We start from the raw sequence: 13653 nt of genomic DNA on the forward strand, positions 1-13653 counted from the left end.
CTTCTGGTCGGCCACGCTTGCTCAGACGTCGAGGAAGCGGACGTCGCGTGCGTTGGTGATGATGAAGTTCCTGCGGGCCTCGACGTCCTCACCCATCAGCACGCTGAACAGGTCGTCGGCCTGCGCGGCGTCGTCGAGGGTGACCTGTCGCAGCACCCGGGTGTCGGGGTTCATCGTGGTGTCCCACAGCTGGGAGGCGTTCATCTCGCCCAGACCCTTGAACCGCTGCACGCCGTCGTGGAGCCGGGGGTCGCGCCGGCCGCGGGCGACGCCGTCCTCGATGATCGCGTCCCGCTCCCGGTCGGAGTACGCGTACGACGCGTCCTCGCCCTTGCGGTCCCACTTGATCTTGTAGAGCGGCGGCTGGGACAGGTAGACGTGCCCGGCCTCGATCAGCGGGCGCATGAAGCGGAACAGCAGCGTCAGCAGCAGGGTCGTGATGTGCTGGCCGTCCACGTCGGCGTCCGCCATGAGGATCAGCTTGTGGTAGCGCAGCTTCGAGATGTCGAACTCGTCGTGGACGCCGGTGCCGAGAGCGGTGATGAGCGCCTGGACCTCGTTGTTCTTGAGGACCTTGTCGATCCGGGCCTTCTCGACGTTCAGGATCTTGCCGCGGAGCGGGAGGATCGCCTGGAACTTGGGGTCGCGCCCGCCCTTGGCCGAGCCGCCGGCCGAGTCGCCCTCGACGATGAACAGCTCGCACTTCTCCGGTTCCGACCACTGGCAGTCGGCCAGCTTGCCGGGAAGGCCGCTGCCGCTCTCCAGCAGCGACTTGCGCCGGGTGAGGTCGCGGGCCTGCCGCGCCGCGATGCGGGCGCGGGCCGCCTGGAGCGACTTGTTGATGATCTCCTTGGCCTCGCCCGGGTTGCGCTCGAACCAGTCGCGCAGGTGGTCGTTGCAGGCCTTCTGGACGAACGACTTCGCCTCGGTGTTGCCCAGCTTCGTCTTGGTCTGGCCCTCGAACTGGGGGTCGGCCAGCTTCACCGAGATGATCGCGGCCAGGCCCTCGCGGACGTCGTCGCCGCTGAGGTTGTCGTCCTTGCCCTCTTTGAGGAACTTCTGCTCGCGCGCGTACCGGTTGACGATCGTGGTCAGCGCCGCGCGGAAGCCCTCCTCGTGGGTGCCGCCCTCGGCCGTGTTGATCGTGTTGGCGAAGGTGTAGACCGACTCGGAGTAGGAGGCGTTCCACTGCATGGCGATCTCGACCGAGATGCCGTCGCCGTGCTCCTCGAAGTCGATCACCGAGTTGTGGATCGGCTCCTTCTTCGAGTTCAGGTGCCTGACGAAGTCGGACAGGCCGCCCTCGTAGTGGTAGGTGACCACCTTGGGCGCGCCGTCGATGATGTGGTCGGGCCGCTCGTCGGTCAGCGTGATCCTGAGACCCTTGTTGAGGAAGGCCATCTCCTGGAACCGGCGTGCCAGCGTCTCGAAGTTCCAGGCGGTCGTCTCGAAGATCGCCGGGTCGGGCCAGAAGCTGATGGTCGTGCCGTGCTCGTCGGTCGGCTCGCCCTTCTCCAGCGGGGCCGTCGGCTTGGCCGTCACGTACTTCTGCCGCCACACGTGGCCGTCCGTGCGGACCTCGACCTCCAGGCGCGACGACAGCGCGTTGACGACCGAGGCGCCCACGCCGTGCAGGCCGCCCGAGACGGCGTACGACTTGCTGTCGAACTTGCCGCCGGCGTGCAGCACGGTGAAGACGACCTCGACGGCCGGCCTGCCCTCGGCGGCGACGATGCCCACGGGAATGCCACGTCCGTGGTCCATCACGCGCACGCCGCCGTCGGCGAGCAGGGTGACCTCGATCAGGTCGTTGTAACCGGCCAGCGCCTCGTCGACCGCGTTGTCGACGATCTCGTAGACGAGGTGGTGCAGCCCGCGCTCACCGGTGGAACCGATGTACATGCCGGGGCGCTTGCGGACCGCTTCCAGCCCTTCGAGAACGGTGATAGAGCTAGCGTCGTAGGACAAGTGCGAAATCCTCCTGCCGCGGACACGCGGCGGGCGACACCGTGGAATGGCTGCCCCTGCCGTGCCCGTCACCGTCGTGAGTGCCCCGATGCGCACACCCAGGGGATGTCGGCCCATGGGACCGGGGTGACGCAAACCGGACGTGTCCTTGAGTCCATTTGCATTCTACCGGTCCGAGAGACAAGAGGTGGCATTCACGGGGGCTGTGATGCCCTGTCGCTTGACGATCATGTTTCCGAGCACCCCCTACACGGAATGGGGGTCGAAGCCTCAGACGCGATTTTGGGCCGGTTCGGGGTCTCCGCGGGTCGGTTCACGGCTCTCCACCGGCCGATCCGGCGGGCGCCGCGTGGCCGGCCCGGATTTCGTCACGGACCGGCTGGCGTTCGCCGCAGCCGGTATGGGTTCGCCGAGCCGCGGACCGGGCTTGGCGTTCGCCGCGGCCGGTTCGGCATTCGTCCGGTGTTCGTCCGGCGGGCGTCGCGGGCCGTGGGACGCGCGCGCCGCCGTGTCGTCAGCCGTACGTGTCGCCCGGCCCGCGACTTCCGCGTACGCGCAGGCCGCCCTCCGGGCGGTGGCCCACGCCGGGGCCGTGCACCTTGACCCGGGTCACGGTGCCGTCGCCGAGCTCCTCGTTAAGCCGCTTGACCAGCGTGGACGCGAGGAGCCTGACCTGGGTCGCCCAGGCGGTCGAGTCGGCGGCGACCACCACCTCACCGTCCTCGAAGCTCTCCGGCCTGGTGTGGGCGGCCAGGTCGGGGCCGACGATCTCCGTCCAGCGGCCGAACACCCCGCCCACCGCGACCGGCTGTTCCCATCCCCGGGCGGCGAGCAGGTCGCGGATCGCCCGGCCGAACGGCAGCGGGTCGCCGGAGTCACGCCGCGCGCCGCCCGACCCGGAACGGCGGCGCGGCTCGCTGCGGGGGAGCTGGCCCCGCTTCAGCGCGTCGGCCTTCGCCTGGGCCAGTTTCTCCCGCGCCAGCGAGGCGCCCCGCGCGGCCGAGCCCTGCGGGGACTGTCCACCGCCTGTGGATATCTCATCGGACACGGGTCACGCTCCCTTCCATCACGTCGAACCGGGCGCCGGCCAGCTCGGGCGGCACGTCGTCCGGCACCGCCGCCGTGATGAGCACCTGCTCGGCCGGGGCGACGATCTCGGTGAGCCGCCTGCGCCGCTGACCGTCCAGCTCCGCGAAGACGTCGTCCAGGATCAGCACGGGGTCGCCGCCGTCGGCCCGCAGCAGGTCGTAGGCGGCGAGGCGCAACGCGAGGGCGAACGACCACGACTCGCCGTGGCTCGCGTAACCCCGGGCCGGCAGCTCGCCCAGCCGCAGCAGCAGGTCGTCGCGGTGCGGGCCGACGAGGGTCACGCCGCGTTCGAGCTCCGCCTGACGGGCCTCCGCGAGGCCCGCCCGCAGGTGCTCGGCCAGTAGTTCCCGGTTTGTCCCCAGGGTGGGGATATCTGTGGATAACCCCGACGGCCGGTATTCGAGATCGGCGAGTCCGGACGACGGGGCGAGAGTGGCGTACGCCTTCGCCGCGAGCGGACGCAGCGTGTCCACCAGGTGCAGCCGCGCCGCCAGCAGCTCCGCGCCGTGGCGCACCAAGTGGGAGTCCCAGACCTCGAGCGTGCTCAGGACGTCTCCCGCGCCGGCGGCGGCGAAGGCCGCGTCGTCCTCCTGCCTGCGGCCGCCGCGCCGCCGTCCGGCCCGCGTCGCCGCGGCCGTACGCAGGAGCGCGTTGCGCTGCTTGAGCACCCGCTCGTAGTCGGCGCGCACGCCCGCGAACCTGGGGACGCGAGCGACGAGCAGGTCGTCCATGAACCGGCGGCGCTCGGACGGGTCGCCCTTGACCAGCGCGAGGTCCTCCGGGGCGAACAGCACGGTCCGCAGCAGTCCGAGGGCGTCGCGCGGCCGGGGGACGGGGGAGCGGTTCACCCTGGCGCGATTGGCCCGGCCCGGGTTGATCTCGATCTCGACCAGCGCCCGGCGGTCGTCCCTGACCACCGCCGCGCGCACGATCGCCCGCTGCGCGCCGTGCCGTACGAGCGGCGCGTCGGTGGCCACGCGGTGGCTGGAATGGGTCGCGACGTAGCCGAGCGCCTCGACCAGGTTGGTCTTGCCCTGCCCGTTCGGCCCGACGAACGCCGTGGCCCCCGGTTCCAGCACGAGTTCGACCTCCGGATATGACCGGAAGTCGGTGAGGGACAGGCTCGCCACGTGCACCCCGCCAGGCTAGTGCCGGTGCCCGGCCTTCGCGTCCCGGCCGCGTTGTCCTGTGGAGAAACGGCGCGCTGTGGAGAGACGGGCCGGTGCGGGATGGTTCGTCCACAACCTGTGGACGATCGGTGCCCGCGGAGCCGTCCGCCGGCGATCAGGCTCGGCGGGAGGCCCGTTCGCCCTACATATCGCCCTACGTGCGGACGAGTCCGGCGGCGTCACCCGGGCGAGGCCCCGGCGTCCACAGCGTGTGGACGACGCCGAGGCGCGTCAGCCCTCTGCCTCAGCCCTCTGCCTCGACCGGCGGGGTGACGTCGGCGCCGGGGGCGTCGGCGCCCTTGCCGGTCTGGCCCTCGGCGGAGGCGACCGCGTGCCCGCCGAACTGGTTGCGCAGCGCCGCGACCATCTTCATCGCCGGGGAGTCGGCCTGGCGCGAGGCGAAACGCGCGTACAGCGCGGCCGTGATGGCCGGCAGGGGCACCGCGTGGTCCACGGCCGCCTGGACCGTCCACCGGCCCTCGCCGGAGTCCTCCGCGTAGCCCTTCAGCTCGGAGAGGTCGGGGTCCTCCTCCAGCGCCCGCACCAGCAGGTCGAGCAGCCACGAGCGGATCACCGTGCCGCTCCGCCAGCTCTTGAACGTCTCGGGGACGTTGGTGACGACGTCGCTGGCCTCCAGCAGCTCCCAGCCCTCGGCGAAGGCCTGCATCATGCCGTACTCGATGCCGTTGTGGACCATCTTCGCGAAGTGGCCCGCGCCCACGCCGCCCGCGTGGACGAAGCCGTCCTCGCCCTCCGGCTTGAGCGTCTCGAAGATCGGCATGAGCCGGCGGACGTGCTCCTCCTCGCCGCCGGTCATCAGGGCGTAGCCGTACTCCAGGCCCCAGACGCCGCCGCTGACGCCCACGTCGACGAAACCGATGCCGCGGGTGCCGAGGTCCTTCGCGTGCCGCTGGTCGTCCAGATAGTGCGAGTTGCCGCCGTCGATGACGATGTCGCCGGCCGACAGCAGCTCGCGCAGCTGCTCGACCGTGCTCCGCGTTGGCGCCCCCGCGGGGACCATGACCCAGACCGCGCGCGGCGCCTGAAGCCTCTCGACGAGCTCCTTCAGGCTGCTCACGTCGCTGATGGAGGGATCGCGGTCATAGCCGACGACGTCGTGGCCGCCACGCCGCAGCCGCTCGGCCATGTTCCCGCCCATCTTGCCGAGCCCGATCATGCCGATCTGCATCTGAGCCACCCCTCAAACGTCTGCGTCGTCCACGGAGGCACGCGTACCCATGCACAGGGGGTCCATGCCCGCAGGAGATCGTACGCCCGGGGTGTCCGGGCCGCGTCAGCTGGACAGGCGGATGGGCATGATGAGGTAGCGGTAGTCCTCGCTCCCCCCGTCGTCCACAGGCTTGCCCCCGGTGAGGATGGCGGGCTTGGTCGGCGTGGTGAACTGCAGTCGCGCGACGTCGGAGTCGATCGCCCCCAGGCCCTCCAGCAGGAACTGGTGGTTGAACGCGATGTTGATCTCGTCGCCGTCGAAATCGACCGGCAGCGCCTCCACGGCCTGCGCCTCGTCGCCGCTGCCGGCCTCCAGGACGACCTCTCCGCCGCGGAAGGCCAGCCGTACGGGGGTGTTGCGCTCGGCGACGAGCGCGACGCGCTTGACGGCCTCCACGAACGAGGCTGTGGACAGATCCGCGCGGGCGGAGAACTCGGTGGGCAGCAGCGAGCGATATTTGGGGAACTCGGGGTCGAGCAGCCGGGTCGTCGTCCGCCGTCCGGAGCTGGAGAACCCGATCATGCCCTCGCCGGTGCCGCCGGCCGAGCTCAGCGCGATCTCGACCTCCGCGCCGGTGCCGCCCAGCGCCTTGGCCGTGTCCGCCAGCGTACGGCCGGGGATCATCGCCACGGCCTGGAAGTCCGGCTGCTCGGGCTGCCACTTCAGCTCGCGTACGGCGAGGCGGTAACGGTCGGTGGCGGCGAGGGTCACGGTGTCGCCCTCGATCTCCATGCGCACGCCGGTGAGCATCGGGAGGGTGTCGTCCTTGCCCGCGGCGACGGCCACCTGGCCGACGGCGGAGGCGAACACGTCGCTGCCGACCCGTCCGGCGGCGGGCGGCATGGCCGGCAGGGAGGGATAGTCCTCCACAGGCATGGTGAGAAGTGTGAACCGGGCGCTGCCACAGGTGACGACGGCCTTGGCGCCGTCCACGACCAGTTCGACCGGCTGTGCGGGGAGCGCGCGGGTGATCTCGGCGAGGAGCTTGCCGGAGACGAGCACCACGCCCGGCTCCCCGGTCTGCACTTCGAGGGTCACCTCGGCGGAGACCTCGTAGTCGAAGCCGGAGAGCTTCAGCCGCTGGTCGTCGGTCACTTCCAGCCGCATGCCGGCGAGCACCGGCACCGAGGGACGGGCCGGAAGGCTCCGTGCCGTCCACGCCACGGCCTCGGCGAGCACGTCGCGATCGATCCGGAACATCACGTGGATCAGCCTCCTGGGTGTCGCTGCTTCGTCAAGTCTTCACTCTCCCGCACCTGTGCGCCTCCAGAACCCCTTCTATGGTTCTTGAGTTCTTAGGGAGAGAGATACAAGTCGTCTCATTAGGCAGTGTGGATATGTGGATGTCGAGCATTTTCGCAGCTCAGCGGAGCTGATTCATCCACTGCCGGTGTGGGGGAAACGTGGACGGACCCCCTGTGGACTGTGGGTGGCCGCGCTGTCCCCACACCTGTTCCCCAGACGGAGGCCCCTCTGTCCACGAGTAATCCACGAGGTTTCCACCGGTTGTCCACGGGGTAAAAGGGACGCCTGAGTTGTGTGTGACGGGTACGCACAGGGCGTCCCCAGCTCGTCCACGGGTATTCCCCAAACCATCCCCAGGTTCTCCCCAAAGTTGTCCCCAAGTGGGGACGGCGTGTTGGAGGGCCGGAGAGGGTAGGGGTAACGCGACGGAGCCGCCGTCGAGGGCGGCGTTTTTGATCCACAGAGTTATCCACAGCTGTGTACTAAGCGTTGCGTGCCCGCTGCTTGATCCGTGTCGTCAGCTCGTTGACCTGGTTGTACATCGAGCGCCGCTCCGCCATGAGCGACCGGATCTTACGCTCCGCGTGCATCACGGTCGTGTGGTCGCGCCCGCCGAACTGCTGGCCGATCTTGGGCAGGGACAGGTCGGTCAGCTCGCGGGCCAGATACATGGCGATCTGCCGGGCGGTGACCAGGGCACGCGAGCGTGAGCTTCCACACAGGTCGTCGAGGGACACACCGAAGTATTCGGCGGTTGTGGACATGATGAGGGAGATGGTGATCTCCGGGCTCGCGTCCTCACTGATGAGGTCCTTGAGGACGATCTCGGCGAGCTGTATGTCCACAGACTGCCGGTTGAGGCTGGCGAACGCGGTGACCCGGATGAGCGCGCCCTCGAGCTCGCGGATGTTGGTCGCGATGCGGCTGGCGATGTACTCCAGCACGTCGGGCGGCGCGGCCAGGCCCTCCTGGATCGCCTTCTTGCGCAGGATCGCGATGCGCGTCTCCAGCTCGGGCGGCTGGACGTCGGTGATCAGCCCCCACTCGAACCGGTTGCGCAGCCGGTCCTCCAGCGTCACGAGCTGCTTCGGCGCCCGGTCGCTGGAGATGACGATCTGCTTGCTGGCGTTGTGGAGGGTGTTGAAGGTGTGGAAGAACTCCTCCTGCGTCTGCTCCTTGCCCTCCAGGAACTGGATGTCGTCGACAAGGAGGATGTCCACAGCCCGGAAACGGGAGCGGAACCCGTCGGCCTTGTGGTCGCGGATGGAGTTGATGAAGTCGTTGGTGAACTCCTCGGAGCTCACATAGCGCACCCGGGCGCCGTCGTACAGGCTCTGCGCGTAGTGACCGATCGCGTGCAGCAGGTGGGTCTTCCCCAGCCCCGAGTCGCCGTAGATGAACAGCGGGTTGTACGCCTTGGCGGGGGCCTCGGCGACCGCGACGGCGGCGGCATGCGCGAAACGGTTGCTGGCGCCGATGACGAACGTCTCGAAGGTGTACTTGGCGTTCAGCCGGGCCGGCTCACCGGAGGTGCGGCCGCTGCGGGCGTCCCAGCGGTTCTGCCCGGGGCCGCCGGACGCGGAACCGGCCACCGGGCCCGGCATCGGCTCGGGCTTGGGCGCGGCGGGCGGCTCGGGGGAGTAGCCGCCTGGCCGCTGCGCGTGGTCCGTCGGGGACATGTGCTGCGGAGGCTGTGGATACTGCTGGCCCTGTGGATAATGCGGCCCGTGCGGCTCGGCCTCGCGGCGGATCGGGCCGTCCTCCGCTAAGGGAAAGCGGGGAGCCTGCGGACGGGGCTGTGGATAATCTGTGGACGGCGTCTGTGGACGATGATCTGCCGGCGACGCCGCGGCGGGGTCCGAGGCGGCGGGCAGACCGGCGCCGGGATCCACCATCACGGCGATCCGCACAGGCCGGCCGAGTTCCTGCGACAACGCGTGCACGATCAGCGGGCGCAGCCGTACCTCGATGACCTCCTTGGCGAAGTCGTTGGGGGCCGCCAGGAGAATCGTGTCGTTGATGAGGCCGGAGGGCTGCGTCATCTGGAGGAACGCGCGCTGCTGCCCCGAGACGCCCTCGTCGAGCAGGGTCCTGAGCGCCCGAGCCCATACAGCGTTGAGATCGACGCCTTCCATGGCTCGGCCCCTCCTCTCGTTACGCGGCCCCGCTCGCCCGCCGCGATCCGTGTCGTTTCTCAGTCCTGTGCGCCTCGCCGCACCGGTCCTCGTCCGGCTGCCATCCACATATGATCCACATGATGTGCACAGCCCGTGCATCCTCCCCGGGCATATTCACGCTGATGGGGGGAAGGGCCGGACGGCCGACGGTAGCGGTGTGCGCAACCTGCGTTCAAGGCGTTGTCCACAGCCTAACGGCCCATGGTCGCTCGCCGTACTCGCTTGCCGTCACGTGTGCCGGTTTGACCTGACGTACGGTGGGCCCGTAACGTGTCCCGGTCGGCTAATCACGCGACGGCTTTTTCGCATGCCCGCGCATCTGACGAGCCGTGACCTTGGAATGTACCGCGCCCGCGGAACGCCGCGGACGTACCCGAAGCATGGAGCCCACCCGTGAGCAAGCGTACTTACCAGCCGAACAACCGTCGCCGCGCGAAGACCCACGGCTTCCGGCTGCGCATGCGCACCCGGGCCGGCCGCGCCATCCTGGCCGCGCGCCGCCGCAAGGGCCGCGCCGAGCTGACGGTCTGACGATCAGACGCCGCCCGCCCGTGCCGAGCGGAGCGGGCGGCCATACGTCGAGGAAGGCCCGGTGCTGCCGTCCGCGTCCCGCATGCGGCGGGGTGATGAGTTCGCCGACGCGATTCGCCGTGGGCGGCGCGCCGGGTGTCCGACCCTGGTCGCACACCTGAACCTGCGTGACGCCGACGAGCCACCGCTGGTCGGCTTCGTCGTGAGCAAGGCAGTCGGTGGCGCCGTGGTGCGGAACCAGGTCAGGCGCAGGTTGAGACACCTTGTGCGGAGCCGCCTGCCACTGCTGCCGAGAGGTAGCCTTCTGGTGGTACGCGCCAATCCACCGGCCGCGTCCGCGCGCAGCGAGCACCTGGCCGCCGAACTCGACGTCGCGCTGAGTCGTTTACTCCGGCGGCGCGGGTCCGATTCCCGGACCCCGACGGATGGACGGTAATGACAGCGCAGCAACCGACCCCGGCCCTGATGGCCGGGGAGGCCGACCGGCCCGCGACCGGGCCGGTCGCCCGCGTGCTGCTCGCGATCATCCGGTTCTACCGTGCCTTCATCAGCCCGATGCTGGGGCCGAGGTGCCGGTTCGAACCGTCCTGTAGCGCCTACGGCCTGGAAGCCGTCGCCGTTCATGGAGCGGCGCGCGGGGTATGGCTGACCGTCAGGCGTATCGGACGGTGTCACCCGTTCCATCCTGGAGGTTTCGACCCGGTGCCCCCACGCCGAGTCCGGTCTCACGACGAAACGCAAGGGAGCTAGCTCGGTGGAGCTGCCATTCCTGAATTGGCTGTATACGGCGGTGGCCTGGGTGATCACCCAGATCCACGCCGGCTACAGCACTTTCATCCCCTCCAGCAGCGGTCTCAACTGGGCGCTGACCATCATCACGCTGACCGTGCTGATGCGTCTGCTGATCTTCCCGCTCTTCATGAAGCAGATGCGCTCGTCGCGCAAGATGCAGGAGCTGGCGCCCAAGGTCCAGGAGCTGCGCAAGAAGTACAAGAACGACAAGCAGCGCATGAACCAGGAGGTCATGCGGCTGTACCAGGAGGCGGGCGCCAACCCGCTCGGGGGCTGCCTCCCGATCGTCGCGCAGTTCCCGATCTTCATCTCGATGTTCACCGTGCTGCGGGCCATCGCCGAGGACCGGGCCGTTTTCGGCATGACCAAGGAGCTGGTGAACAGCGCGCGTTCCGCGCACATCCTCGGCGCGCCGCTGGCGGCGAAGTTCTTCGACAGCGCCGAGGTCATCCGGAGTCTCGGTGCCGATCCGGTGACGACGAAGATCGTCCTCGCCTGCTTCGTGGCCGTCAGCTCGTGCACCACGTTCCTCACCGTCCGGCAGAGCGTGAAGCGCTCGATGGCGCAGATGCCGGACAACCCCATGGCGCAGCAGCAGAAGATCCTGATGTACATCTCGCCGCTGTTCGCCATCTTCAGCCTGAACTTCCAGCTCGGTCTGATCCTTTACTGGGTGACCACCAACCTGTGGACACTCGGCCAGCAGCACTGGTTCTACAGCCGTCACCCGATGCCGGTCGTGGACGAGAAGGGCAACATCACCACTCCCGAGCCGACGAACGGCATCTTCACCAAGCTGGTGGGGAAGCCCAAAGCGCCGGCGCAGCCTGAGCCGGAACCCGCCCCCAAGATCGTCCGTCAGCAGCCGACGCGCCAGCCCCGCAGCAAGCGCACCGGCAGCAAGAAGTCGTAGGAGAAGGAGAGTCCGGACGTGACCGAAGCTGAGGAGACCCTCAAGCCTGCTCCCGACATCGAAGCCCTTGAACAGGAGGGCGAGATCGCGGCGGACTATCTGGAGGGCCTGCTCGACATCGCCGACCTGGACGGCGACATCGACATGGACGTCGAGGGAGACCGTGCCGTGGTCTCGATCGTCGGCGTCAAGGGCGAGGAGCTCGTGGGACCCGGCGGCGAGGTGCTGGAGGCGCTGCAGGAGCTGACGCGCCTGGCCGTGCACCGCCAGACGGGCGAGCGTTCCCGGCTCATGCTCGACGTGGGTGGCTATCGGGAGCGGCGCCGCGCCGAGCTCACCAAGGTGGGCGCCGCGGCCGCCGACGACGTCAAGCGCACCGGCGAGCCGAAGGCGCTCAAGCCGATGACGCCGTTCGAGCGCAAGATCGTTCACGACGCGGTCGCCGCGGCCGGCCTGCGCAGCGAGTCCGAGGGCGAGGAGCCCCGCCGCTTCGTGGTGGTCCTGCCCGCCTGATCGCCTTCACAGTTCCGACAGTTTCGACGCGGGGAAGCCGCCGGTCCCGACATCCGGGACCGGCGGCTTTTCCGTCCTGTACGTCCCTTCCTCGCCCTCCCGCTCTGGCCGGGTCCGCACCGTCGGCCGTCGCCGAGAGGGAAGGACGGTTACCCTTGGCCAAGAGCGTTCCTGGATGAGTGAGTGATGACGGAGAGCAACGAGCTGCCCGAGGCGCCCCCGGTGGCCCGGGAGATTTTCACCGGCGAGGCGTTGGAGCGGGCTCGGCTGTTCGCCGAGTTGCTCGCCGGGCCGGGCGTGGTGCGGGGACTGCTGGGGCCGCGCGAGGTGCCCCGCATCTGGGACCGGCACCTGTTGAACTGTGCGGTCGTGGAGGAGGCGGTCCCGCCGGACTCGACTCTGATCGACATCGGCTCGGGCGCCGGCCTCCCCGGCCTCGTGCTCGCGATCGTCCGGCCCGACGTGACGGTGACGCTGCTGGAGCCGCTGCTGCGCCGCACCGTGTTCCTGTCGGAGTGCGTCGAGGCGCTCAAGCTCGACAACGTGGAGGTGCTGCGCGGGCGGGCCGAGGAACTCGCCGGCAAGCGCGTTTTCGACGTGGCGACGGCGCGGGCGGTCGCGCCGCTCGACCGTCTGCTGTCGTGGTCGATGCCGCTGCTGCACGAGGGCGGGGAGTTGCTCGCGATGAAGGGGGAGAGGGCCCAGGAAGAGCTGGACGCCGCCCGCCCTCGATTGGATTCGTTCGGCGTGAGGCACGTCGAGTTGGTCACAGTGGGGCGCGGTAGGGTCGAGCCGCCCGCGACCCTCGTTCGCGTCGTCGCCGGACGGTCTCCGCGAACGGACACGCGGAGGCGACGAAAGAGGTGAGCCGGTGGCGGACGCCGGATCAGGCGGTGTGACAGCGGGCCTGGGTTGGCCGGAGACTCGGCTCCCCCTACGCTGGGAGATCGCGACAGCAGGCCGGTCCTCCGGGGTGGGCTGGCCTCGTCCCCCTGTCTCGCCGGTCGAAAGGACGACGACCGTGTCCCAGACCCCCCTTAACCCTGGCGATTCGCCGCTGGTACGAGAGGCACTGAGTTCTGTGGTTTCACGTGAAACAGCCGCCACGCCCCCGCAGGCGGCTGCGCCTTCCGTCGGTTACTCGACGCGCGACGAGGGGTCCTGGCCCCGGCCTTCCCGGTGTCGCGTGATGACGGTGGCCAACCAGAAGGGCGGCGTGGGCAAGACCACCACGGCCGTCAACCTCGCGGCAGCGCTGTCCATGCACGATCAGCGCGTTCTCGTGGTCGACCTCGACCCGCAGGGCAACGCGTCCACGGCGTTGGCGACAGAACACCGGTCGGGGATGCCGTCGGTGTACCAGGTGCTCGTGGACGACATGCAGCTGTCGCAGATCGTGAAGCCGGTCCCCGACATGCCCAACCTCTACTGTGCTCCGGCGACCCTCGACCTTGCGGGCGCGGAGATCGAGCTGGTTCCGATGGTCGGCCGGGAGACCCGTCTGCGGCGGGCGCTCGCCTCGTTCGACTCGATGGAGTTCGACTACATCCTCATCGACTGCCCGCCGTCGCTGGGCCTGCTGACCGTGAACGCCATGGCGGCGGCGCAGGAGGTGCTGATCCCCATCCAGTGCGAGTACTACGCCCTGGAGGGGCTCACGCAGCTTCTGCAGAACGTGGAACTGGTGCGCGCGCACCTCAACCAGACGCTGTCGGTCTCGACTATCCTGCTCACGATGTACGACGGGCGCACCCGCCTCGCTTCCCAGGTGGCCGAGGAGGTGCGCTCCCACTTCGGAGACACCGTGCTCGACGCCGTCATCCCCAGGAGCGTCCGCGTCTCCGAAGCGCCCAGCTACGGCCAGTCGGTCATGACGTACGACCCGGGTTCGAGCGGGGCACTGGCCTACATGGGCGCCGCTCGCGAGATCGCCTACCGCGCCGCGGCCCTCACCGGGGCCTGACGGCGTGGCGTAGGCGGCACCGTCCGGACGGCGGGAGAGATCGCGTGCGGACGAGCACGTGC

General features: G+C 69.4%; 13 protein-coding genes. 7 read left to right on the top strand and 6 right to left on the bottom strand.

What is annotated here, in order from left to right; all coding sequences use genetic code 11:
- Positions 1-21: 21 nt before the first annotated feature.
- The 6 genes from gyrB to dnaA form a co-directional block, all read right to left on the bottom strand.
- On the bottom strand, positions 22-1968 hold the full coding sequence (gene gyrB, locus FLX08_RS18325) for a DNA topoisomerase (ATP-hydrolyzing) subunit B (protein ID WP_142620093.1): 1947 nt from the start codon (positions 1966-1968) through the stop codon (positions 22-24).
- Between the two features lie 514 nt (positions 1969-2482).
- Positions 2483-3016 (bottom strand): DciA family protein, encoded by a 534-nt coding sequence (locus FLX08_RS18330; protein WP_341874336.1) that lies wholly within the window; start codon positions 3014-3016, stop codon positions 2483-2485.
- The gene (gene recF / locus FLX08_RS18335; RefSeq protein ID WP_142620094.1) at positions 3006-4193 is read right to left on the bottom strand and encodes a DNA replication/repair protein RecF; all 1188 of its coding nucleotides are present in this window, start codon (positions 4191-4193) and stop codon (positions 3006-3008) included. The genes FLX08_RS18330 and recF overlap by 11 nt, the downstream gene beginning before the upstream one ends.
- A gap of 277 nt (positions 4194-4470) precedes the next feature.
- On the bottom strand, positions 4471-5415 hold the full coding sequence (gene gnd / locus FLX08_RS18340) for a phosphogluconate dehydrogenase (NAD(+)-dependent, decarboxylating) (protein WP_142620095.1): 945 nt from the start codon (positions 5413-5415) through the stop codon (positions 4471-4473).
- Between the two features lie 105 nt (positions 5416-5520).
- Positions 5521-6660: a DNA polymerase III subunit beta gene (gene dnaN, locus FLX08_RS18345; protein WP_142620096.1), complete on the bottom strand. Its 1140-nt coding sequence runs from the start codon at positions 6658-6660 to the stop codon at positions 5521-5523.
- A 524-nt stretch (positions 6661-7184) separates the two neighbouring features.
- Positions 7185-8837, bottom strand: coding sequence for a chromosomal replication initiator protein DnaA (gene dnaA, locus FLX08_RS18350; protein ID WP_142620097.1), 1653 nt, complete (start codon positions 8835-8837; stop codon positions 7185-7187).
- Positions 8838-9272: 435 nt separating this feature from the next.
- Between dnaA and rpmH the strand changes: the two genes are divergently transcribed.
- The 7 genes from rpmH to FLX08_RS18385 all read left to right on the top strand — a co-directional run bounded on the left by rpmH (position 9273) and on the right by FLX08_RS18385 (position 13591).
- Positions 9273-9410, top strand: a complete 138-nt coding sequence (gene rpmH, locus FLX08_RS18355; protein WP_015772801.1) for a 50S ribosomal protein L34 — start codon at positions 9273-9275, stop codon at positions 9408-9410.
- Positions 9411-9492: 82 nt separating this feature from the next.
- The gene (rnpA, locus tag FLX08_RS18360; RefSeq protein WP_244312740.1) at positions 9493-9846 is read left to right on the top strand and encodes a ribonuclease P protein component; all 354 of its coding nucleotides are present in this window, start codon (positions 9493-9495) and stop codon (positions 9844-9846) included.
- 29 nt (positions 9847-9875) lie between these two features.
- Positions 9876-10160: a membrane protein insertion efficiency factor YidD gene (yidD, locus tag FLX08_RS18365; protein ID WP_142620180.1), complete on the top strand. Its 285-nt coding sequence runs from the start codon at positions 9876-9878 to the stop codon at positions 10158-10160.
- Between the two features lie 4 nt (positions 10161-10164).
- The gene (gene yidC / locus FLX08_RS18370) at positions 10165-11115 is read left to right on the top strand and encodes a membrane protein insertase YidC (protein WP_142620099.1); all 951 of its coding nucleotides are present in this window, start codon (positions 10165-10167) and stop codon (positions 11113-11115) included.
- Positions 11116-11133: 18 nt separating this feature from the next.
- The gene (locus FLX08_RS18375) at positions 11134-11628 is read left to right on the top strand and encodes a Jag family protein (RefSeq protein WP_142620100.1); all 495 of its coding nucleotides are present in this window, start codon (positions 11134-11136) and stop codon (positions 11626-11628) included.
- 186 nt (positions 11629-11814) lie between these two features.
- Positions 11815-12495, top strand: a complete 681-nt coding sequence (rsmG, locus tag FLX08_RS18380; RefSeq protein ID WP_142620101.1) for a 16S rRNA (guanine(527)-N(7))-methyltransferase RsmG — start codon at positions 11815-11817, stop codon at positions 12493-12495.
- Between the two features lie 322 nt (positions 12496-12817).
- Positions 12818-13591 carry a ParA family protein gene (locus FLX08_RS18385; protein WP_142620102.1) on the top strand — a complete coding sequence of 258 codons (774 nt, stop codon included), beginning with the start codon at positions 12818-12820 and terminating at the stop codon, positions 13589-13591.
- Positions 13592-13653 lie beyond the last annotated feature (62 nt).

The organism is Microbispora hainanensis, from assembly GCF_006874475.1.
Taxonomy (GTDB): Bacteria; Actinomycetota; Actinomycetes; order Streptosporangiales; family Streptosporangiaceae; genus Microbispora; species Microbispora hainanensis.